The sequence below is a fragment of the Cupriavidus sp. FW306-1B-F12B genome (assembly GCF_058781795.1).
Genome location: NZ_JBYSXC010000003.1, coordinates 270,085 through 292,399 on the forward strand (window position 1 = coordinate 270,085; position 22,315 = coordinate 292,399).

At 65.6% G+C, this 22,315-nt stretch carries 19 protein-coding genes; 14 read left to right on the forward strand and 5 right to left on the reverse strand.

The window, feature by feature from the left end; genetic code table 11:
• The first annotated feature begins 940 nt into the window (after nucleotides 1-940).
• Nucleotides 941-2,035, forward strand: a complete 1,095-nt coding sequence (locus AC3WLE_RS07535) for a replication protein RepA (protein WP_010811148.1) — start codon at nucleotides 941-943, stop codon at nucleotides 2,033-2,035.
• A 202-nt stretch (nucleotides 2,036-2,237) separates the two neighbouring features.
• Here the strand turns inward: AC3WLE_RS07535 and AC3WLE_RS07540 are convergent, their stop codons facing one another.
• The gene (locus tag AC3WLE_RS07540) at nucleotides 2,238-2,441 is read right to left on the reverse strand and encodes a cold-shock protein (RefSeq protein WP_006159056.1); all 204 of its coding nucleotides are present in this window, start codon (nucleotides 2,439-2,441) and stop codon (nucleotides 2,238-2,240) included.
• Nucleotides 2,442-2,818: 377 nt separating this feature from the next.
• On the opposite strand from AC3WLE_RS07540, the gene AC3WLE_RS07545 reads away from it, so the two are divergent.
• Both AC3WLE_RS07545 and AC3WLE_RS07550 read left to right on the forward strand, forming a co-directional pair.
• Nucleotides 2,819-3,478, forward strand: coding sequence for an AAA family ATPase (locus tag AC3WLE_RS07545; protein ID WP_010811147.1), 660 nt, complete (start codon nucleotides 2,819-2,821; stop codon nucleotides 3,476-3,478).
• A 2-nt stretch (nucleotides 3,479-3,480) separates the two neighbouring features.
• Nucleotides 3,481-4,494: a ParB/RepB/Spo0J family partition protein gene (locus AC3WLE_RS07550; RefSeq protein ID WP_492319377.1), complete on the forward strand. Its 1,014-nt coding sequence runs from the start codon at nucleotides 3,481-3,483 to the stop codon at nucleotides 4,492-4,494.
• A gap of 51 nt (nucleotides 4,495-4,545) precedes the next feature.
• On the opposite strand, the gene AC3WLE_RS07555 is transcribed toward AC3WLE_RS07550, so the two are convergent.
• A complete protein-coding gene (locus AC3WLE_RS07555; RefSeq protein ID WP_492319376.1) occupies nucleotides 4,546-6,129 on the reverse strand; it encodes a phage integrase family protein in 1,584 nt (527 codons plus the stop codon).
• A 499-nt stretch (nucleotides 6,130-6,628) separates the two neighbouring features.
• On the opposite strand from AC3WLE_RS07555, the gene AC3WLE_RS07560 reads away from it, so the two are divergent.
• The 10 genes from AC3WLE_RS07560 to AC3WLE_RS07605 all read left to right on the forward strand — a co-directional run bounded on the left by AC3WLE_RS07560 (nucleotide 6,629) and on the right by AC3WLE_RS07605 (nucleotide 19,297).
• Nucleotides 6,629-7,489, forward strand: a complete 861-nt coding sequence (locus AC3WLE_RS07560; RefSeq protein WP_492319375.1) for a helix-turn-helix transcriptional regulator — start codon at nucleotides 6,629-6,631, stop codon at nucleotides 7,487-7,489.
• A gap of 238 nt (nucleotides 7,490-7,727) precedes the next feature.
• Nucleotides 7,728-8,186: a DNA-binding response regulator gene (locus AC3WLE_RS07565; protein WP_492319374.1), complete on the forward strand. Its 459-nt coding sequence runs from the start codon at nucleotides 7,728-7,730 to the stop codon at nucleotides 8,184-8,186.
• Between the two features lie 123 nt (nucleotides 8,187-8,309).
• Nucleotides 8,310-8,624: a hypothetical protein gene (locus tag AC3WLE_RS07570; RefSeq protein WP_010811142.1), complete on the forward strand. Its 315-nt coding sequence runs from the start codon at nucleotides 8,310-8,312 to the stop codon at nucleotides 8,622-8,624.
• A 583-nt stretch (nucleotides 8,625-9,207) separates the two neighbouring features.
• The gene (locus AC3WLE_RS07575) at nucleotides 9,208-10,173 is read left to right on the forward strand and encodes a DUF1839 family protein (RefSeq protein ID WP_492319373.1); all 966 of its coding nucleotides are present in this window, start codon (nucleotides 9,208-9,210) and stop codon (nucleotides 10,171-10,173) included.
• A gap of 509 nt (nucleotides 10,174-10,682) precedes the next feature.
• On the forward strand, nucleotides 10,683-11,405 hold the full coding sequence (locus AC3WLE_RS07580; RefSeq protein WP_492352411.1) for a Crp/Fnr family transcriptional regulator: 723 nt from the start codon (nucleotides 10,683-10,685) through the stop codon (nucleotides 11,403-11,405).
• Between the two features lie 76 nt (nucleotides 11,406-11,481).
• Nucleotides 11,482-13,920 (forward strand): polysaccharide biosynthesis tyrosine autokinase, encoded by a 2,439-nt coding sequence (locus tag AC3WLE_RS07585; protein ID WP_492356807.1) that lies wholly within the window; start codon nucleotides 11,482-11,484, stop codon nucleotides 13,918-13,920.
• Between the two features lie 173 nt (nucleotides 13,921-14,093).
• Nucleotides 14,094-14,345: an acyl carrier protein gene (locus AC3WLE_RS07590; RefSeq protein WP_010811137.1), complete on the forward strand. Its 252-nt coding sequence runs from the start codon at nucleotides 14,094-14,096 to the stop codon at nucleotides 14,343-14,345.
• On the forward strand, nucleotides 14,342-15,541 hold the full coding sequence (locus AC3WLE_RS07595) for an acyl-CoA dehydrogenase family protein (RefSeq protein ID WP_492356806.1): 1,200 nt from the start codon (nucleotides 14,342-14,344) through the stop codon (nucleotides 15,539-15,541). Before AC3WLE_RS07590 ends, AC3WLE_RS07595 begins: the two co-directional genes overlap by 4 nt.
• 10 nt (nucleotides 15,542-15,551) lie before the next feature.
• The gene (locus AC3WLE_RS07600; RefSeq protein ID WP_492319369.1) at nucleotides 15,552-16,556 is read left to right on the forward strand and encodes an amino acid--[acyl-carrier-protein] ligase; all 1,005 of its coding nucleotides are present in this window, start codon (nucleotides 15,552-15,554) and stop codon (nucleotides 16,554-16,556) included.
• 176 nt (nucleotides 16,557-16,732) lie between these two features.
• Complete coding sequence (locus AC3WLE_RS07605) at nucleotides 16,733-19,297, forward strand: beta-mannosidase (RefSeq protein ID WP_492319368.1); 2,565 nt, start codon at nucleotides 16,733-16,735, stop codon at nucleotides 19,295-19,297.
• Here the strand turns inward: AC3WLE_RS07605 and AC3WLE_RS07610 are convergent.
• Together AC3WLE_RS07610 and AC3WLE_RS07615 are read right to left on the reverse strand one after the other, a co-directional pair.
• Complete coding sequence (locus AC3WLE_RS07610; protein WP_492319367.1) at nucleotides 19,285-20,331, reverse strand: DUF1839 family protein; 1,047 nt, start codon at nucleotides 20,329-20,331, stop codon at nucleotides 19,285-19,287. The two genes, AC3WLE_RS07605 and AC3WLE_RS07610, sit on opposite strands and share 13 nt — an antisense overlap.
• Before the next feature lie 279 nt (nucleotides 20,332-20,610).
• Nucleotides 20,611-20,793, reverse strand: a complete 183-nt coding sequence (locus tag AC3WLE_RS07615) for a hypothetical protein (protein ID WP_492356805.1) — start codon at nucleotides 20,791-20,793, stop codon at nucleotides 20,611-20,613.
• Between AC3WLE_RS07615 and AC3WLE_RS07620 the strand changes: the two genes are divergently transcribed.
• Nucleotides 20,783-21,400 carry a sugar transferase gene (locus AC3WLE_RS07620; protein WP_492319366.1) on the forward strand — a complete coding sequence of 206 codons (618 nt, stop codon included), beginning with the start codon at nucleotides 20,783-20,785 and terminating at the stop codon, nucleotides 21,398-21,400. The two genes, AC3WLE_RS07615 and AC3WLE_RS07620, sit on opposite strands and share 11 nt — an antisense overlap.
• Nucleotides 21,401-21,579: 179 nt before the next feature.
• Here the strand turns inward: AC3WLE_RS07620 and AC3WLE_RS07625 are convergent, their stop codons facing one another.
• Nucleotides 21,580-22,248, reverse strand: coding sequence for an acetyltransferase (locus AC3WLE_RS07625; RefSeq protein ID WP_492319365.1), 669 nt, complete (start codon nucleotides 22,246-22,248; stop codon nucleotides 21,580-21,582).
• Nucleotides 22,249-22,315 lie beyond the last annotated feature (67 nt).

The following is a 22,315-nucleotide window of genomic DNA, read 5'->3' on the forward strand; positions in this document are numbered from 1 at the left end:
GTATCCATGATCTGTCTGCGCAGAAACAGGTACGGCGTGCAGCGCCGCGAATTTGTCACGTATACGTTGAGTGTAAGCGCTAGCTTTTTATATAAGTCTCATGTAGAATGGAAAATTGGTAACAGTTGCGTCTGAACAGCGCCATGGATTTGCGCAGAAACGGGTACGCATGACTCGGAAGAGCCCGGAAGGAGGTACGCAGAAACGGGTACGCTCCGTGGCACACCAGGGTGCGAGAGTCGGCACGCAGAAATGGGTACGCCGCAGAAACAGGTACGCTGCGGCAGCACGGCAGCGGCTTTTCAGGCCAGCGCAGAAACGGGTACGGTTTCAGGCCTCGGAACGCAGAAACGGGTACGCCTGGCGTGCAAAGCGCCGTTCAGCAGCCCGGCAAATGAACCAGTTTCTGCGGGGATAACCGGTTTCTGGCGGTGCTTCTGCGGGAAAGACGCCCTGGAACGCCCGCAAAACGCGTATATCCGGCGCTCGCTCGCAGAAACGGGTACGGTTTGCGGAGTGGCCGCTGTGGAAAAGGCTGTGGAGCCCGCAAGTTATCCCCGCAGAAACCAGTTCGCCCCGCCCGCAGATACAGGTTCGGCTTGCCGCAGATACGGGTTCGGCCCTTCGCAGAATCGAGTACGTTTGCCCGCAGAATTGGGTTCGGCGGGGTTGGTTTTTCCCTTACGAATCAAGGCGCTGAACTTCACGTATACGGTTTACAAGTAGTTAACCCGTATCGGTATCGTTTACTGGTAGTGGATGGGTGGCGAACCGTGGACAACCCTCGCGGGTTGCCCACCGTCCGCCACCATGCGACCAGTCGTGAGATCCCCGGCTCGCAAAAAACAGGGCGAGCAAGGCAAAGGCTTTGCGTACCTGTTTCTGCGTGACAACCTTTGCGGCTTCGAGTACAAAGGCGGGTAATCCGAAGCACGCCAATATGCCCATCAAACGCTCCCCGGCCACCACGGGGGATCGAAGCGTCCTCGATCTGGACGCCGAACCCTCCCGCATCATTGTTCCCGGCAACGAGAACAACCTGGTTCCGTCCGAGAAATTCCAGCGTCTGTTCGACGAAGCGCAGGCCATGGAGCGTGAAGACGCCTGGCAAAGCGGTGAAGTCGGCTTCCTGAGCCGCGCCAGCGTCCAGGTAACGCTGCCCTACCGCGCGCCCAAGGGCGCGCCGCCGGTATGGACCCGCACCAGCGGCAATATCTCGCTGATGATCCAGCCTGGCTACTTCACGCAGCAACGCTCCGAGCGTGCCGCCAACGGCCGCCAGAAGCTGGTGTCCGAGACCGTCTCGCTGGGCTACCCCTATGGCTCCTATCCGCGACTGATGCTGGCCTGGATCGGCAAGGAGATCATGGCGAAGAAAAAGCGCGGCGAATTCACCGGCACGGTAGAGGACCGGCGCATTTCGCTGGGCAATTCGCTGTCCGAGTTCATGTACAACCTCGGCATTCCGATGGCCACCGGCGGCAAGCGCGGCACCATGACGCTGGTACGCCAGCAGATGATTCGCCTGTTCTCGGCGACCATCGCCATCGTGCAGAACAAGTCGACGCCGAGCCAGAACCAGAATCCCAACCACGAGCCACTGTCGATCGATCGGGTGGGCTACCTGCTGGCCGACCAGCTGTCGACCTGGTGGGACCCCATGCAGCCTGGTCAAGGGTCCATGTTCGAGAGCTTCGTGGTGCTGTCCGAGCCCTTCTTCAACGAACTGGTCAACCGCCCCGTACCGGTCGACATGCGCGCGCTCAAGGCGCTGAAACAGTCGCCGTTCGCGCTGGACGTGTATTCGTGGCTGACCTACCGCTTCTTCACGATCCAGCGCCGCACGGAAATCCCGTGGGAGGCGCTGCAGATGCAGTTCGGCACCGAGACCGAAAGCGAGCGCAAGTTCCGTGCGCTGTTCCGCAAGGCCCTGAAGGATGTGCTGGTGGTGTATCCCGGTGCCAAGGTCGATGCGGATTCGTCCAAGGCGCTGATCCTGCAGCCTTCCCGGACCAGCGTGCGCAAGCTGGGCTGATCTGCTAGCTTCCCGCCCGGGGAGATCCGCGCACGCCGTTGCACGTGCTCTCGGGACGGTATCAGCAGGGCCGGGCGCCCCGGAGCTGAGGCCGGGCACCATGTCCGGCCCCTGAATGCAAAAAAGGCAAGCGTTGAACGCTTGCCTTTTTTGTTTGCCTGCTGCGGACGGAGCCGCAACGGGCGGGATCAGCCGAGGCTGGTCAGGCCGGCTTGATTGCCGAAGCCTGCAGGCCCTTCGGGCCTTGCTTGACTTCAAACGTCACGCGCTGCCCATCCTTCAGGGTCTTGAAGCCCGAGCCCTGGATTTCCGAGAAGTGCGCGAACAGGTCTGCACCACCGTCGTCCGGGGTAATGAAGCCAAAGCCCTTGGTCTCGTTGAACCACTTGACCGTACCGGTTGCCATAGGAATTTCCTTTTCGAAGCAAGTTCTTGTACACAACGCAAACAACCGTTCAAGCACGTTGAGTTCTCGTAGATACCGAACGGAAGCCGACGAGGTTGACACGACTTGACTCGACTGTAGCGCGCATCATAACCACTTTGGATTGCGGTGTCATGTGCGGCGTAATGCGCACTACAGATACTTTAGGCACATTCCGTCCTGCTTTTCAAGCAATTTTACGGTCCGGCCGGTTTCCGGCTGCCAAATGGCGGCCAGTGGGCCCCGTGGCGGCAACATATATTTTGTAAATTTGGAAAACGGTTGAAGCATCACGTGCTTTTGGCTACAGTTGCGCCTTAAGAATCAACCGCGCTTTCAGCGCTGAAAGAGAGGTCGCAGTGCCAGCCAAAATCATCACAGTCTTTAACCAGAAAGGCGGTTGCGGCAAGACTACGGTCAGCATGCACCTTGCTGGCACGCTCGGCCTGCGGGGCGCGCGCTCGATGCTGGTCGACATGGACGAGCAAGGCACCGCCACCCGCTGGGCGGCGCAGGCCAGCGACGAGCGGCCGTTCCCGGCTTCCGTGATCGGCCTGGCGCCCTCGGGCGGCGCCATGCACCGCGAGGTCCGAAAGTTCGTCCAGGATTATGACTACATCGTCGTGGATTGCCCGCCGGCGGTGCATTCGGCAGCGCCCTCGAGCGCGCTGCTGATTTCCGACCTTGCCATTATTCCGGTGGTGCCTTCACCGCCGGATCTGTGGGCGGCGGTTGCGGCCAAGACGCTGGCGCAACACGCCCAGGTCCAGAATGAGTCCTTGCTGATCCGCGTGATGGCCAATATGGTCCAGCGCCGCGTCTCGATCGCGCGCCAGGCCATTGAAATCCTTGGCGACGACGGCGACGTACCGCTTTTGAATTCGATGATCGGGTCGCGCTCCGCATTCCGGGAATGCCAGGCGATCGGCTGCACCGTGCACGGCGTCGCCGGCGCACGCGAGGCGGTGCAGGAGGTCGACATGATGGTCGATGAAATACTGTCTTTGATTGAGCACTAGGCATGGCTACCAAACTGAAGAGCCTCAAGGCTGGCATGCTGGCCGGCATGGCGGCCGAAAAGACCCGCAACGATACGCTGGACCGTTTCGCACGCGCGGAAGCGGCCATTTCCCAGCATCCGAATGGCTTGCTGCAGGGCAGGGGAGCCGATGGAGCGCCTGTTTTCAGCGCTGAAAGTCCTGGCGAAGCCGCCGCGGGTCGGCAGCTGATCAGGATTCCGCTGGCGCAACTGCACGACAATCCTCTCAACGCGCGGCGCCTCTACGATCCCGCCGTGGTGCAGGAGCGGGCGGCATCCATTGCCACGCACGGCCAGAAGACCCCCGGCCTGGCCGCGCCCGATCCGGCGCGCCCCGGCCATTACATCCTGATCGACGGTCATTACCGCAAGCGAGCCCTGGCGTCTGCCGGCAAGCTCGAGATGGAATGTTTTGTCGAAAACGACCTGAGCGACCTGGACTTCTACCGGCTGTCGTTCATGCTCAACGAGCAGCGCTCGGACCAGTCAGCGCTGGACAATGCGATCGCCTGGCGCCAGTTGCTGGACGAAGGCAAGGTCCAGAAGGAAGAGGAAATCTGCGAGCTGACCGGCATGTCGGCCGGCACCGTGAACAAGACGCTGGCGCTGCTGCGCCTGCCCGAGTCCGTGCTGGGCGTGATGCGCGAGCGCCCGAGCGCGATCGGCATCGCCGCGGGCTATGAGCTGACGCTGTACTGCAAGCTGGCGGGCGAGGAGCGCACGCGAGAACTGGTGGCGCGCATCATCAATGACGGCCTGTCGAGCCGCGAGGTTGAAGCCATCCGCAAGCACGCGCAGGAAGGCAAGGCGCGCAAGGTCAAGGAAATCAGCCGGCAATACAAGATCCGGACCGACAGCGGCCAGTTGCTGGGCACCATCAAGGAATGGGACTCGGGACGCGTGATGCTGGACGTGCAGCTGAGCGACCGCAGTGCCCGCGAGGCGCTGGTCGAGGCCCTGAAGGCCCGCTTCGGGCTGGATAACACGCTGCTCTGAGCCGGGAAGGCACGCCATGGCGGCGCTGCGGCAGCATTGCCGCCGCAGCGCTCAGGCCAGCAGGTCGCGCGGCGAGCGCGCGCCAAACTCCGGATCACAGGTCTTGCGGTAGCGCTCAAGCATGCTGGACAGCAGGGCATGCAGGCCACGCACCGAGTAGCCGGCCTGCGGCAATGCCGCCAGCTTGCGCTGCGCGCGCCGGGTCGGCGGCGCGGCCGGTGGACCGATCAGCGAGGCGTCTTCGGTGCCCGCGCCATCCCACTGGAGATTGCGGTCACGCCAATGCCGGGCCAGCGCGTGCTGCGTGGCCAGGCCAAAGCCAGGCGTTCCGTCTGGCACAATACTTTCCACACCGTCTTCCGGAACCCGCGCAGGCTGCTGCATCGGCGCCAGCGAACGCCGCGTGACCGAGGTCAGCCGGTCCAGGCTGAGCCGGTGTTCCCGCAACAGCAGGATTGCCGCATGGGCCGTTCGGTAGCGCTGGCCATCGCCGTCGCCGCCCCGGCGTTCCAGCCATGACAGGAAGGGGGCCAGGCTGGTCTCGGCAACCTGCAAGGTGTCCGGCCGCGCCGCCTTTGTTGCCGTCGAGGCATCGGTGCCATCCGGGATCCGGGCTGGCCAGAGCGCTGCGCCCGGGTAGCCGTTGCCATGCATCCAGCGGAACAGGGCGGCCAGCACCCGCATGCTGTGCCGCACGCTTGCCGGACTGAGCGGGCCGGTGAACGGACGCCATCCGGCCAGGTAGCGCGGCGCCCGTGGTCCGCACCAGCGGCTGGCCGGTTCGGGCTGCGCCAGGAAGCCCAGGTAGGCCCGGCGGTCGTCCAGATCGAGCTGCGACAGGCCCTTGCGCCGCTCCAGCGCTGCCCACAGCAGCAGGCGCTCCGCCTCCTTGCGGTAGGCCGAGAACGTGCTGCCGCTGTCACCAGCGGCATCGCGCAGCCAGGCCTGGACCACGTCGAGGCCCTGGCTGTACGGGCAGCTGGCGTCTGAGGCCAACGCGGGCGACGCGGTCATCCATTCCAGCGGCAACGGCTGGCGCAGCCCTGGTCCCAGCCTGCCTCGCTCGAGCAGAGTGCGGTTGCCGACGTGTTCGCCCAGCAATGGCTTGCCGTCCGGATCCCGGAAGGCAGCGCGGTTCTCGCCGAGCCAGCGGTTGACGGCCGCGCCGGCAAGCGCGCCAATGCGCGGGACGGTCCGCCACCAGGCGCTGCCGCGTCGGTTTGCAAGCTCAAAAAGAGTATTAAGAGTCACAATTTCAGCCTTGTGCAAGCGCCGCGCCAAGGCTGGTGCAAACCACAACTCCACGCCGTGCTGGGGGCGCGGCGCCGCCGTACCCAAGCGTTCGAGCTCGGCCAGCGCGTCGACGCGGCGATCCATGCCGCGGTTGGAGCGGCCAGGGCCGGCCAGCAGCAGTTCGGCCAGGTCCGCCCGTCCGTGCAGGTGCGCGAGCTGGACCATCCGGTCGCGCAGGGCAAGCAGGATTCGCAGCGCAGACTCGGCCCCGGCTTCGTCGTCATCGGCTTCGTCGGCCAGGTAGCGGGGCACCACCATGGCCGCCGGCATGCCCTGGACATAGGCGCGCACCGCTGCAAATTCGCTGCGGGTGAGGCTGACCGTCATCATTCCGGGAATCATGGGCAGGTATGCGCTGAATGGCTAACTTCTTGATTTATAAGGCACTTGAAGCGAGCGAGAATTCATCCGGCCCGAAATGCATAGGTAAATGCAATGCCGATAATTTTATGCGCGTTTTCACTGGAAAGTCATCCCCGCTGCCCTTGTGGGATCCGTATGCTGGTGTCAGGCAGTGCTCGGGGAAAACCCGCCGCAGCGCACCATCACCTTGCATTCGACCTACGCGTTTCATATGCTGCAGGTCAGGAGTTATAAATACTTAGATCAGACTTCAGTCGCATCTAAGACTCTTTCTACATAAGCGTCTTAACACGCAAAACGGGGCGATCCGGTATCTCCACGGGAAGGACGGACCTGCAGCCTGACGGGAAGGCTGCCGGGCGGTCTGGAGCGATGGCGGATCGTATGGAAGTGCAACCGCAAGATAGCGGAGCATTTCCGACAAGCAAGCGCGGATTGTCGCAGGGTCCGTACTTGCCGCAATAATAAGAGAGCGGCCATGGCCACCATCCTCTTGATCGAGCCTCACCCCCTCCTGCGCCTGGGTCTGCGCCATCTGCTGGCCCAAGCACATATTCCTGGTGACCTGATCGATATCGATCCCCTCGCCCCAGTCGATTCAGATTTGTGGCTGTACGATGCCGACCTGCTGATCTATGGCCTGCCAGCCGATCACGCCGGCGGCTGGGCCATGCTGGAGGAACTGTGCCAGCGGCTACGCCCGCAGCGCGTGCTGGTCCTCAGCGATCAGGCGGCGCCATCGCTGCCGGATGCAGGCTTGCCTGACCCGGTGCGCGGTTGCGTGGCCAAGAGCTGCAGTGCGGATGCGCTCGATGCCGCGGTGCGCCTGGTGCTGGCCGGCGGCGAGTGCTTCCCGGCGCGTGCCCAGGGCAGCCACCACGCCTGGCAACCGGAACTCGATGCCGGCCATGCCCCGGTGGCAAGCAGCGCAGGGCAGGGCGAGGCCCGGGTCGTGGCGCTGCGCGCAGGCATCGGCGAGGCCGTGCTCGAGCATGCGGTGCCCGCGCCCCAGCGCCATTTCCAGGCGCACGCGACGTACCACGAAACCCCGTCGGCCGGCGCGCACCTGCTGAACATCACCGAGCGCCAGTATGAAGTGCTGGCGCTGCTGGCGCGGGGCTATCCCATCAAGACGGTCAGCCGCATGCTGAATATCTCGGTAGCCACCGCGAAGACGCATGCCTGCACGCTGTACCAGCGCCTGCACGTACGCAACAAGGGCGAAGCCGTCTACGTTGCCCTGCAGAAGGGTGCAACGCTCAACTGGGCCGGGCCCGCCACGCCCGTTAATCCGGTGACCCGGGTGCCGGCACCCGACCCCACCTGCCAGGCTGCGTGACGGGTGGCGGCGCGGCTTTCACGGGCCGCGCCTCATCCTTCTGGCGTGCGGCTCTCGGCCAAAAGCATGAGGCAATGGCGGCGGCGGCTTGCTACCTTGTGATGAAAGGCATCTGCAGACACTTTTTCCGGCGGCCGGCGCTGCCCTGATGCCCTGCAAGGCGGGCCGCCCACGCGGCCCGGCTCCCGACCGGGTGGCAAGCGCATCTGCGGCCCGGGCCCGCTGCCAGACCGAGTCAATGCCGACCTATCTCATCGCCAGCAATGAAATGATGTGCCGTGTCCTGGCGCGTCGCCTGAACGCACTGGACGTGCCGCAGCCGATCACGTGGCGCACGCCGCAGTGGCTGCATGAATCGGCGCGCGCATCGACGCAGGCTTCGTCTTCGGAGACGAAGCCGGACCCGGCCGATATTGCGCTGATCGATTGCAGCGCGCTGGAGGGCGACCCGCGTGCGTTGCTGGACCAGCTGCAGGCACGCCTGGCGCCACGGCGCTGGCTGGTGCTGTCCGATCGCCTCGATGCCTCGCTGATGCTGCATGCCGCGCTGCTCGGTGCCAGCGGGTGTCTCGCGCTGCCGGCACCGCTTGAACTGGTCTGCGCTGCCACCGCGCTGGTGTGGGCCGGCGGCCAGTGCTTCCCGCGCATGGCGCTGTCGCTGACGGGCGCCAGCGGGACCACCGCCTCCCTCCTTTGAGCGAGCAGGCCTACATCCACCGGATGAGTGCGCATCGCACCTGATTGCCTATGCTTGATTCGCCCGGAGGCAGAAGCCAGCCCAGTTTGCAGGCAGGCCGCCCCGGGGAAGTAAGGGGGTCATATGGAGGCCGGACTGGAATTCCTCGTCGTTCGCGGCTTTGCTGTGCGCGAAGGCAGAGGCAAGTGGGCGTGCTGCTTCGAGATCAGGCTGGCTGCCAGCCTGGACCATGGTTGCCACGCGGGTGCCAACGAGGGCAGCGATGAGCCGCTGCTCTATCGCGGTGAACTGCACGGGCGTCAGTTTGACTGCGAGCTGGCCGCCGCCGACGCGGCCCGCGCGGCCGGTGAGCGCGAAGCGCGGCTGCGTGTGGAAAGCCTGAGGGCGCTGATCATTGCTCAGCATCGGCATCGCGTGCCGCCGCCACTCGTAGCCTGAACCTGCAGGCATCCAGCGAGAATCAGGCACAGTGGCACCCGGCGGCCTCGCCGGGTGCCACTGTGCCTTTGTCATTCCCCTCGTGATTGCGCAGCTAGTGTCCTGTTCCGTAGATGGCTTGCCAAAATTTCATGGCAAGGTATTTGCGGAACAGGACACTAGCCGGCGAGCCAAAAAAGAAGCCCGCCGACCGGGGGACCATGCGGGCTTTGAAGGCGTGCGGGCCATACTGCCCGCCCACACGTCTCCTTGACGATAACCAATCAGCTCGCGCTCCTCCATCAACCAGAAGCACCATGCGCGCAACTTTGCGGCTGAGTGCCCCTGAACCGCCTGAACCCTTTGCCGGTTTGTGCGCCGTCCAACAGACTGGCCAGAACCGCGCGCGCCAAGATCGCCATCACGGCCAATGGCAGCAAGTATCTGGCTCGGGTTCAGGGGGAGACGGAAAAATGACTGGTGTCAGCGCTCGGCCTGCCGTATCGCTCGTCAGGCACGCGCGCGGGCCCGGCATGGGCCGTCCGTACCCGCTCATGAAACGGCATGGCAGGGGCGGAGGTCACTAGTGCACGGCGACACCAGGATGCGTGGACGGGGCGGACCGGGATTGCGCGGCGGCAATCCGGTGTGGTCGCACGTCAACTGCCATATCGACCTTTGGATCGAGCTGCTGCACGGGCTGGACCTGCCGCCGGTCGCGGCACTGGCCTGCGCGGTGCGGCAGGACTTCGAGGCCGACCACTTCACGCAGTGCCGCTTTCCGGATGCCGACCTGGAGCGGCTGTATGGCCTCACCGTGCACGCCCTGACGTTCTACGACTCGCTCGAGTCGCACGTGGCGGCACAGACCTCGCGCGGCCATATCGTCGTGATGGAGCTGGACAGCAGCCAGCTGCCGCCACCCCGCGGCGCCGGCTACCTGCGCCATTGCATGCCCACCTGCATTGCCATCGATGTGTTGATCCCCGAGGCCGGCGCGGTCGGCTACTACCACTCCGACGGCTACCACACCGCGACCGGCGAGGACTACGCCGCCATCATTCGCCTGGCACCGGGCGTGCGCAGTGCCGAGGCGCTGCCCTTCATGCACGCCGACGTGGTCCGCCGCAACGGGCACCCGCACGCTGCCGAGACGCTGCTCGAGGCCTCGCTGGCATTGCTGCGCTTTCACCTGGGAAACCGTCCGCGCGAGAACCCCGTCACCCTGTTTCGGGCGGTGTTTCCCCAGCATCTCGAGCGGCTGATGGCGCGCGGCGAACCGGGCTTTCACCACTACGCGTCGGGCGTGCTGCGCCAGCTCGGCGCCAATTTCGAGCTGCTGGCGCGCTACCTGCGCTGGCTGGTGATGCATGGGCAGGAGGTGCCTGAGAAGGCGGCGCAAGCCTGCTACACCATGGCCTCGGAGGCGATGGTGATGCAGTTCCGCCTGATGCGCGCGGTCATCAGCCGCAAGCCGGACCGTTGCGAAGACTGCCTGGACCAGCTCGAAGCCTCATACCTGGCCAGCGTGCCGTTGCTGGCCGCGCATTTCGGCGAGTTCACGCCATGAGCCGGCAGACCGTGCCTGCAGCGGGCAACCCGTGGCTTGTGCGCCGCCTCTGGCGCGTGGCACAGAACCGGTTTGATCCGGCGCTGGGGGCAAGCCGGTGCATCCGCCATTTGCACGATAGCCCGGGTCTCATGCCGACAGCGGAGGGCATGCCATGCATCCAGGCTTGCGTGCCTGCCGCGGCTGATTAGCCCGGAACCACTTCCAGCCGCCATGCTGCCTCGCCTCGTGTGGCGGCGGCAGACATCGCGCCCGCCGCGGCGCATGGCGCCTTTGTCAGCGCCCGCTTCTCTCTCGGCTTTCCGTCCAACCTCCCGATGGATGACCGTTCCCCAGCCGTTCGCCTACTGTCGGAGCGCGCTGCCATGACGCTAAATAGAGGCACTGGCTTGCAAAGAGCGCCGCACCTGGGTCGGCGGCGTGGCCAGCCGGTTCTCGGAAAGCAGTCGTGCCGAGCCAGGCCGGCAGAGCGTTGTTCCCGGACACGGGATTGGACAGGGGGTACGAAAATGATTACGCATCGATCGGATCTGCATGTCAATCACCTGCTCAGCGCGCTGCCGCGCGGCGAGTGGGAGACGCTGGCGCAGCACTTCGAGCTGGTCCGTCTGCGCGCCGGCGAACTCCTGACTGATTCCGGCCAGCGCATCGTCCACGTCTATTTCCCGACCACCGCGGTGGTGTCGCTGCTGTCGCTGCTGGAGGACGGCGCGACGGTCGAGATCGCCGCGGTCGGCAACGAAGGGCTGGTCGGCATCCCCGTGGTCACCGGCGGCGACACCATGCCCAGCCGGGTGGAAGTGCGCAGCCCCGGAATGGCCTATCGCATTCCCGCGCGCCTGCTGCGCGGCGAGCTGCCGCGCCTGCCCACGCTGCAGCGCGTGACGCTGCTGTACGTGCAGGCCATGCTCACGCAGATTGCACAGACCGCGGCCTGCAACCGCCACCACTCCCTGAACAAGCAACTGTGCCGCTGGCTGCTGCTGGCCATCGACCGGCTCAGCTCCAACGAGCTGGTGATCACCCAGCAGGTCATCGCCAACATGCTCGGCGTGCGCCGCGAAGGCGTGACCGAAGCGGCCGGCAAGCTGGAAGACCTGGGCCTGATCCACCACAGCCGCGGCCATATTACCGTGATCGACCGCTGCGGGCTGGAGAAGCATTCGTGCGAGTGCTACAAGCTGGTCAAGCGCGAGTATGACCGCCTGCTGCCCGCGCTGGCCAGCGCCTGAGCGGCACGCTTCGGCGCGTGGCCTGCGAGGCGCGGCGTGCATACGCCGCGCCGATCCCATTTGAGGAGCCGTACTCGTGAGCAGACTGTCATATGCCGGTGGACCGGCTGAGAGCGCCACCCCGCGCCGTGATGCCCAGCCGGGCACCACGCAGGCGCGTGCGCTGATGGACCACCTCGGCTGGATCGCCGCGGCTGGCGTGGCCGGTGCGGCCGCCGGCTTGCTGGTGGCGCTGTCGGCGCCGCCGCAGTATCGCGCGCAGGCGCTGGTGCAGGTAGAGGGGCGCGATGGCGGCATGCGCAGCGTCGCCCAGATGCAGGGCCCGGCGGCCTTCGACGCGGGCCTGCTCAAGAGCCGCGCCGTGGTCGCTCCGGTGGTGGAGCGGCTGCGGCTCGATATCACCGCGCAGCCACTGCGTGCGCCGCTGCTGGGCGCGCTGGTCCAGCGCTTTTCCACACCCGGCCAGCCGCGCGGCACCTGGCCTGCCAGCCTGGGCTATGCCTGGGGCGGCGAGCGCCTGGTAATCGCCAGCATGACCGTGCCCGAGGCGCTGGTAGACCAGCCACTCACCTTCGAGGTGCGCAGCGACGGCCGCTACCGCCTGATGCAGCAGGACACCTTGCTGCTTGAAGGGCGGGCCGGCGAGACCGCGATGGCCAACGGCATTGTGCTGCGCGTGGACAAGATCGAGGCCGCGCCCGGTACGCGCTTCCAGCTCACGCGGCACGACCTGGCCCGCACCGCCGAGTCCGTGCGCCGCGGACTCACGGTGGAAAGCGAACGCAGCGAAACCCCGGCGAGCCTGGGCGGCGCGGCCGACCCGCTGTCCGCGCCGGGCGGCACCGTGCGCGTGAGCTGGCAATACCCGGACCGCCAGCTTGCCGCCCAACTCGTCAACGGGGTCACGCGCGCCTATATCGACGGCCAGACCGACAAGCGGCGCCAGGACGCGGCCGGCACGCTCGCGTTCCTGTCAGGCGAGCTGCCGCGCGTGCAGAGCGAACTCACGCGCGCCGAAGAGGCGCTCACGCGCTACCGTGCGCGCACGGGTTCGCTGCAGCCCAGCCGCGACGCGCAGTCGTTCCTGAGCAACAGCATGGAGTACCAACGCCAGATCGCAGCGCTCAGGCTTGAGCGCACGCGGCTGCTCCAGCGCTTCACGCCCGAGGCCAACGAGGTCCGCACCGTCGACAGCCAGATCCAGCAGATGACTCGCGAGCGCGCGGAGATCGACGCGCGCATGCAGACCCTGTCGGCCTCCGAGCGCGAATCGGTGGCGCTCACGCGTGACGTCAAGGTGGCCGAGGACATGTACATGTCCTTGCGCAGCAAGGTCGAGCAGCTGTCGCTGATGCTGTCCGACAGCTCTACCCAGATGCGCGTGGTCGATGCCGCGATCGCGCCGGTCACACCGGTCGGTCTCGGCACGTGGCCGTTCGCCTCCGCCGGCGCCTTGCTCGGCCTGTGCCTGGGCGTGGCCGCGGTCAACCTGCGCCAGCGCATGCGCCCGTCGGTAGCCAGCGCCGCCGATGCGGAACAGCGCCTGGGCATGGCCATGCTGGGCGATATCGCCTTCAGCAACGAGCAGACCGCGCTGGAACGACTGGTCGATGCCAAGCGCCGCCTGGGCATCGCCTCTGGCTTTGTGCTGCCGCCCAATGTGCGCCTGGGCTGGCCCGAGTCTGTCACCAGCGTGATCGACGCCGCCACGGCCGCCGCCCCGGAGGACGAGCGCGCGCGCGCCGAACGGCTGATGCGCCAGGGCCTGCACGACCAGTTCCTGCTGGCGCGGCGCGCCCCGCATTCGCTCGCCGTGGAAGGCCTGCGCACGCTGCGGGCGGCGCTGCATTTCGCGTTGCGCGATGCGCCCAACTGCGTGGTCGCGGTGACCAGCCCCGCCGCCGCCGCCGGCAAGACCTTCGCCGCGGTCAACCTGGCGGTGCTGTTCGCCGAAGCCGGCCAGCGCGTGCTGCTTGTCGACGCAGACCTGCGCCGCGGCCGCGTGGCGGACTGGTTCGACCTGCCTGCCGAGCCCGGGCTGGCAGAAGTGCTTGCTGGCCGCAGCGCAATCGCAGACGCGGTCAAGCCGAGCGTGGTCAACGGCCTGTTCCTGCTTAGTCGCGGCGCGGTGCCGGCCAATCCGTCCGAGCTGCTGATGCTGCCCGCGCTGGCGGAATCCCTGCGGCTGTGCGCGGGCCGCTTCGACCTGGTGCTGGTGGACACGCCGCCAGTGCTGGCGGTGGCCGATGCCACGCTGGTGGCCAACCTGGCCGGTTCCACGCTGGTGGTGGTGCGCGCCGATGTCACGGCGACGGCGCAGGTTGATGAAGCCCTCAAGCGCCTGGCGCACGCCAATGCCAGGCTGGCCGGTGGCATCCTCAACGGTGTCATGCCCCGGCGCAGCAACCGGGCGGACTTCAATACCATCAATCCTTATCTGGGGATGCCGTTGCCCCGAGCGGTAGCGAAGCCTCCCGCATTGGCCGGTCAAGCCGATCGGGTAGGGAAAGACTGACGCACGCCAAAGCACGCCAGAAACCGCACCGCCATTTGTGTGGGCGTACCCGTTTCTGCGAGCGTTTGGCGGACGTTCTGAGCACGCGCATTGGTGTGAAAACGCACTGATGCGCGTGCGACGTTCAGGCCCAATAGGTCACCAAGGCGTTGTACCTCAACCTGGAGCCCGGCATGCGAGCAGCGATACGCACCATACTTTTAGAAGTGGCCCGACTTGACGTACCAGTTGAATCGCTGGACGACCAGGCCGATCTATACGAAGCGGGACTGTCATCACTGGCAACGGTGCAAGTCATGCTCGCGATCGAGAATACCTTCGGCATCGAGATACCTGACCGCATGCTGACCCGCCAGCTGTTCCGCAGCATCAGCACACTGGCTGCGGCGACCGAGCAGATCAAACAAGAGCAGGAGGCGGCATGAGCCCGGTCCTCGCCAGCGTCGAGCAGGCCTTTCCGCGCGCAGAGACTGCTGACGCCGCACACTTGCTGGCCGGAGCGCGCCTGGCTGCGGCAGAAGCAGCCAGGCATGCAGACCAGGTCGACGCCGATGCGTGTTTTCCGCACCAGGCGTTTGCAGTCTTGCGTGAGCAGCGGTTGCTGGGCGCCATGGTGCCGCCAGCCTGTGGCGGTGATGGCGCGTCGCTGGAAACGATCGCAGCGGTCTGCCGCGTGCTGGGCGGTGCCTGTGCCTCGACGGGAATGATCTACGCCATGCACCAGATACAGGTGGCATGCCTGGTCAATCATGTGAGCACCAGCTCGTGGCACGCACAGCTATTGCAGCGCCTGGCCAGCGACCAATTGCTGCTGGCTTCGGCCACGTCCGAAGAGGCGATTGGCGGTGCCCTGCGCAGCAGCGGCTGCGCGGTTAACGCCGATGGCGGCAACCTGCACTTGCTCAAGATGGCTCCGACCATTTCCTATGGCGCCCACGCCGACGGGATCCTCGTCACGGCACGCCGCCATCCCGATGCCTCGCCATCGGACCAGGTCATGGTAAGCGTGCTCAAGCCAGACTACGTACTGGAAAGTCTCTCCACCTGGGATACCCTGGGCATGCGCGGCACCTGCAGCAATGGATTCCGGCTGGAAGCCCGCGGGCATACCGATCAGATCCTGCCCGTGTCGTTCGGCGAGATTGCCGACGTCACCATGACCCCCGTGTCGCACATCTTGTGGTCTGCCCTGTGGACCGGCATCGCCGCGGATGCGGTTCAGCGCGCCAAGGTGCTGTTCCAGGGCCAGGCGCGCGCCCGGCCTGGCACGCTTCCGCCCTCGGCTACGCGCGTGGCCGAAGCGGTTGCCATTATCCAGATGCTGGAGGGGAGGCTGGAACTGGCGTTGGCTCACCAACGCCAGCGTCATGCAAGCCAGAGTGTGTCGGCAATTTTCAACCTGGCGGCGGAAATGAACGGGCTCAAGACCAGCGTGTCGTCGCTGGCGCTCGAAGCGGTGCAAATCGCGATGCTGGTCTGCGGCATGGCGGGCTACAAGCATGGCACGCCGTTCAGCCTGGGACGCCACCTGCGGGATCTGTGGTCCGCCCCCTTGATGATCAACAACGATCGCATTCTGACCAATACCGCCAATCTGCTACTGGCGGACCGGTCTGCCTGAGGAGCCGTCCATGGACGATACCAGCAACGCTTACGTGCCAAGCGACGACTCATCCGTTGCCCCGGGTGACCATCATGCCGTGGCCACGCCGGCGCAGGATCCTGACACGGGCCGCCGGGCTTACCGGCAGGCGCTGATTGACGCCCGGGTGCTCTTCCCCACCACGGTCGACGGCATTTATGGTCGTAGCGGACTGTTCGAGAGTATTGCCGACGGCTTGAACTACGCGATCAGCAAACTGGGCGCCGACCAGGACGCGGAGGTGATGCGATTTCCTCCTGCCATGCCGCGCAAGGACTTTGAAGCGAGTGAATATCTCAAGAGCTTTCCCCAGCTGGCTGGGACGGTGCATTGCTTCTGTGGTGGCGATCGCGAGCATCACCGTCTGCTGGCGCGCCTGGAGCACGGTGAGGAATGGGCCGATCAGCAGCAGCCCACCGATGTGGTGCTGGCCCCTGCGGCGTGCTATCCCGTCTACCCGGTGCTGGCCAGCCGCGGTCTGATGCCTCGGGAGGGGCTGGTGGTTGACGTGTTGACGTATTGCTTCCGCCATGAGCCTTCGATCGACCCTGCACGCATGCAGATGTTCCGCCAGCGCGAATATGTCCGGCTCGGCACGGCCGGGCAGATCGTGGAATTCCGTCAACGATGGATGGAACGTGGTACGCAACTGGCCAGCCTGCTTGGCTTGCCGCACGAGGTTGACGTGGCGAACGATCCGTTCTTTGGCCGTGGCGGCAAGATCGTGGCCGACAGCCAGCGCGAGCTCAAGCTGAAGTTCGAGTTGCTGGTGCCGATCAATGATGGCGCGCCACCCACGGCTTGCATGAGTTTCAACTACCACATGGACCATTTCGCGCACGCGTGGCCGTTGCGTACCGCGGACGGCGCGCCGGCGCACACCGGCTGCGTGGGCTTTGGCATCGAGCGCCTGACGCTGGCACTGCTGCGTCATCACGGCTTCAAGCTGGCGAACTGGCCCCAGCGGGTGCGTGATGTGCTCGGAGGCATCTAGTACGTGCCAGCACGGCGCGACTGGACGACTTTACGTGCCGCATCCGTTCGGCCAATGAGGTGCCGTGACGGCGGATGCGGCCGGGGCCTCGCCCGGCGCGGCCGTCCCGTGCTGTCACGCGTGCTCCGCCATGCTGGCGTTCCGGTCCTGTCAGGTTTTCTCAGGGAAGGCAGTCCATGAAGGCGCAAACTAACGCGGACACGGGCACTTCGGCGTCCGCTCGGCAGGCATCGCCCGGCAGCCGTCCCGGCGTCGCCATCGGCAGTGCCGCGTTCGGCGGCGAGTGGGCCTGGGTGCAAACGCCCGCCGGCGCCGCCGATAGCCCCGCCGCACTGGATCCCGCCGCAGCCTGGTTGCCAGCACCCGTGCCCGGCACGGTGGCCAGCGCCCTGCGCGCTGCCGGGCGCTGGGACGACTCGGCGCCACCGCCACTGCACCTGCATGATTATTGGTATCGCGTCAGCTTTGCCGGCCGTGGCCGCCGCGTGCTGCGCTTTAACGGGCTCGCCACGGTGGCCGAAGCCTGGCTTAACGGAAAGCTCGTGCTGAGCGCGCAGCATATGTTCGTCGCGCATGAGGTCGAGGCCGACCTGGATGGCGACAACCTGCTGTACCTTTGCTTTCGCGCGCTCTATCCATGGTTGCGCAAGCAGCGCGGCCCCGTGCGCTGGAAGCCGCGAATGATCGTGCCGCCGACGCTGCGCACCGTCCGCACGACGCTGCTTGGCCACATGCCGGGGTGGTGCCCGCCGGTGCATGCGGTGGGTCCCTGGCGCTCGGTGGAATTGCTCGACCCGGCCAGCGACGACATCCTGCATGGGGTGCGCTCTGACCTGTGGGGACAGGTGCAGGGCGATCTCGGTGTCATCACGCTGCGCCTGCATTTTCCGGCCTCCGCGCCGGCTTCGGGATCGATCGAAGCCAGGGACGCGGAGGGTTGCGGCTATCCCGGCTCGCTGTCGCGCGTTGACGATCACACCCTGGTGGGCACGGTGCGCGTGGAACGCCCCAGGCTGTGGTGGCCGCATACGCATGGCGAACCTTGCCTCTACGGCGTCGATGCGAACATCGAGGGGCGCGCCATCGACTGCGGCCGGGTGGGCTTTCGCACGGTATCGTCGGATCGTGCTGGCGAGTCCGGGCACTTCGCACTGTGCATCAACGGCGAGCGGGTGTTTTGCCGCGGGGCCTGCATCTCAAGCCATGACCTGCCCGGCCTGGCAGACACCGATGAAGCATCCAGGCGTTGGTTGACGCTGGCGCGCCAGGGCGGCATGAACATGGTGCGAATCAGCGGCGTCACCTGCTATCCGGGCGAAGCGTTTTACCGGATCTGTGACGAACTTGGCTTGCTGGTCTGGCACGATTTCATGTTCGCCAATTTTGACTATGGCGGCATCGGGCCTGGCATTGGCCTTACCGATGACATCACGCGCGAAGTCAGCGAGTGGCTGACATCAACCCGGGCGCATCCGAGTCTCGCGGTGCTGTGTGGCGGTAGCGAGGCAGAGCAGCAGGCCGCGATGCTGGGCGCGTCGCGCAGCAACTGGAAGCAACCGCTGTTCGATGAACTGATTCCGGGCCTGGTTGCCGCCCATCGGCCGGACGTGGTGTATGTCAGCAATTCGCCGACCGGCGGCAGCTGGCCGTTCCAGCCTGACACGGGCATCAGCCACTACTACGGCGTCGGGGCCTACCAGCGACCGTTGGCCGACGCACGCCTGGCGCAAGTGCGCTTCGCTTCCGAATGCCTGGCTTTTGCCAATGTTCCCGGTGACCGCACGTTGACGGAGCACGGCTTGTCTGCGCCGCTGCACGCGCCGCGCTGGAAGGCCACGGTGCCGCGCGATGCCGGCGCTCCGTGGGACTTCGAGGATGTGCGCGAGCACTACTTGCGCGTGCTGTATGACGTGGATCCGCCGCGCCTGCGGTACGAACAGCCCCGGCGCTACCTGATGCTGTCGCGCGCCGTGGTCGCGGACGTCATGACCGAAGTCTTCAGCGAATGGCGGCGTGTCGGGTCGAGTTGCGCGGGTGGTCTGGTCTGGCAATTGCAGGATCTGATGCCTGGCGCCGGCTGGGGTATCGTCGACGCGTGTGGCCGTCCCAAATCGGCCTGGCATGCCTTGAGGCAAGTCTGGCAGCCGCTGCAGGTACTGATTACCGATGAAGGCCTCAACGGACTGCACTTGCACGTGCTCAACGAAACGCCGCAGCCACGTGCATTGCGGCTGGAGCTGGATTGCCTGCGCGATGGCGAGGCGGTCGTGGCGCAGGCTCGGCACAGCCTGTGCCTGCCGGCCCGCAGTGCGCAGCGCGTGGAGGCTGCTGCGTTGCTTGACCGCTTCGTCGACCTGACTTATGCCTACCGCTTCGGCCCGCTGACGCATGATGTCGTGGTGGCGACATTGCTTGCTGCCGACAGTGGCGAGCCACTGAGTCAGGCCGTCTATTTGCCCGACCGCCGTGCCGCGGCGCTCAAGGCGCCAGGCTTGCGGGCACAGCTTGAGCAAGCGGCAGGTGAGTGGTGGCTGACCGTGTCAACCCAGCGCTTCGCTCGCTGGGTGCACATCGAGGATCATGCCTACCATGCCGCCGAGAACTGGTTCCACCTTGCGCCGGGCAGCAGCCGGCGTGTCCGCCTCGTGCATGAGGGCAAGGTGGGGGCGCATGCTGTTCCGCCGCCTTCCGGCGAGATTTACGCTGTCAACGTGGAACATTCGCTTGGCTATGATGGTTGACTTTGGCCGATCGGATCATTGTCGACGCCACCGAAGGCAGCGATCAGTCCTTCCATGGTCCTGTCATGGCAGGTTTCCAGTGTGTCGAGGCAGTCCGTGCAGGGATCGGCGCGGCGGCGTGCCACCGCACGCGCCAGGCGGAACTGCAATACCTTGCTTTCTGTCGCGATGGTCCGTGCGGCGTTGATAGCGGCCATTGGCACCTCGCGTCCCTGCTCGCGCAGCCAGCACAGCCAGTGGTGCAGCATCTCGAAATTGGCGCCGAGCTGACGCGGGAAATTGAAGGTGTACAAGTGGAAGTAAGCCTCATCACGTGCCAGCAGCGCGTCCATATGCTTGCCGAAAACTTGTCGCCAGCGTCCCACCGGGTTGGCCGCAGGGCGCCGGGCCAGGTGGTAGTCCATCAACGCGACCGAGGCGTCGACCAGCGCGGACGACTCGAGCGATGGCCGCACGCGCTTCGCGCATTCGGCATAAGGGAACAGGATATTGCCATTGCCGCTGAGTTCAGGCAAAAGCCGCAGCAGGCCGCGATAGTCTTCATCCTGCGCGCTGTGATAGCCGAGACTGTGGTAGTACCAGAGGCGCTGGGCCTGGCTGTCGATACGGTCGATGGCCACGGTGGTCTTGACGTGCTCGCGCCGGTACGCGGTGGCGTGCGTGTCGGGCAGGTAATAGCTGTCGACCTCAAGCAGTACGGTGTGACCGCGTTCGACCTGGGCCAGGACGTGCGCCTGGAGCGTGTCGTAGACCGCCATTTCCTGCACGACGGTTCCGTACAGCGTCTCCAGATCCATCTGCGGGTACTTGAAGAAGGTGAAGTGATCCCCTTCAAAGTCCTGGGCAACCGTGAACGGAAGTCCCGCGCGCGGATCGAGCCCCCAGCCATGCAGCAGTTCCACCCAGAGGTCGATATAGCAATTGGTTTCCTGCCAGATGGCATCGGCGCCATGCAGCAGGTGGCGATGCGCGATCGCCGCGGGGCTAGCGTCGACTCCGCCGCCACCCTCGCCGCATGCTGTGGTTGCTTTCATTTCGGTTCTCCGGACTTGTCTCGCCCCAAGGCATTGCCTGCTTGCCTGCGCGTCGACGTTCACTCTAGCGGGAGGGCTCCCATCTCTCGGTGCGCTCTCCAACAGAATCGGAGGCTTGCCCCGTACGCCAGTGTATGGTGGCGAGGCGCCAGTGCAACGTGACCGGGGCCTGTAGCACAGGCCACTTGCACCGGCAATTTGCGTTCCGTGCCCGCCATCACATAGCCGCGCAACGCATGCTTGTCACCTTGACTATATTGAGCCAGTGGAGGCGTGCAGTCAGCGCTCGCGTGCGTGGCCGAAAACCAGGCCAAGGCGCAGGCGCAGGCGCAGGCGCGGGATGCGGCCTCTGCCTGCAATGTTCACACCTTCCCCGGGCATTCCTCCATGCGGCGACGCGGTGCCCACCTCCATCGCCTGAGGCCGGATTTCAACGGCAGGATGAACCATCATGAAGCGCATCTTTGACGTCTGCCTGGCCTCGCTGGGTCTCCTGGTGCTTGCCGTTCCGCTGCTGCTCCTGGCTTGCGCGATCCGGCTGAAGCTGGGCAAGCCGGTCTTCTTCCGGCAAGTGCGGCCAGGGCTTCACGGCGAGCCATTCGAGCTCCTCAAGTTCCGCACCATGACTGACGCCCGCGGCGAGGATGGCGAGCTGCTGTCTGATCCCGAACGGCTGACGAAATTCGGCGCATTCCTGCGCGCCACGAGCCTTGACGAGCTGCCGGAGCTCTGGAACGTCCTCAAGGGCGACATGAGCCTGGTGGGCCCGCGTCCGCTGTTGGTGGAATACCTGCCGCTCTACTCGGCCGAGCAGGCGCGCCGGCATGACGTTCGTCCTGGCATCACGGGGCTGGCGCAGATCAGCGGACGCAACGCCATCAGCTGGGAGGAGAAATTCAGGCTGGACGTATGGTACGTCGACCACGTATCGGTGTGGCTGGACGTGGTGATCCTGTGGAAGACGGTCATCAAAGTGCTGGCACGCGACGGTATCAGCGCCGCGGGAGAATTCTCCGCCCCCCGGTTCCGGGGCAGCAAGCGCAGCATGCCGGATGTCGATGTCGCCTGACATCGCGGTAACGGGGGCGACATGCCTGGAGGCGCAAGAGAGATCGGCGATTCCATGAGCAGGGCCGACGGTGCATAAGCCCTGGTGCAAATGCTGCTTGCCTGCTGGCCTACCGCAGCTTACCGGAGCTTACCGGGACTCTTCCGAGCGTCCCTGCGTCAAGTCCCGGTAATCTTATATCACTGGTCGCGAATGCGGCGTGAGGTAATCTGGTGAGTCCCGGTAGTGATGAACTGCCGGTCTTTGGCGTTGGCCGAAACGCCGGTGTGTGAGTCCACCACGCATTCCGCACCGATTCTTATGCCGGGGTAGAGCGTCGCACGTGTGCCGAGGAAGCACCCCGGTCCGACCGCGGTGTTGCCATTGAGCACGGCGTGCGGCGAAAGCACCGAGCACGCGCCCACGCAAGCACCGTGGCCAATCCCCGAGAAGACATTGGCAACCACGCCGTCTTCCACCACCGCGCCCCGGCTGACGACGGTGAAAGGAAAGATCAGGGCCCCGATGCCCAAACGGGAGGAAGGCGAGATCAGGGCTTTGTCATGCACGTACAGCGGGACCGTGATCCCGTTCTGCAAGAGCCACGACAGTACCTCCTGACGCGCTTGCGGGGAGCCGATCGCGACCAGCACTGCCTGTCCCGGTGCGGGGCGGAACTGGCGAACTGACCCCAGATTGGGCGCATCGACCCCATCGGGAACCTTGCCTGGCGTGTCGTCAAGGAAGCCAGCCACGGTTGGCCCGCCGCGCAATGCCTCTTCGTACAGATAATCGTAGAGCTCTATCCCAAGGCCGCCGGCGCCGGCGATCACTACGGAAGAGACGGCAGGCGCATTAAGAAGTGGCATGGCTGGTTGAACGCCGAAGAAACGAAACTGAGGCCGACGGTGGCTGAAAGGCAACGGTGGCGCCCGT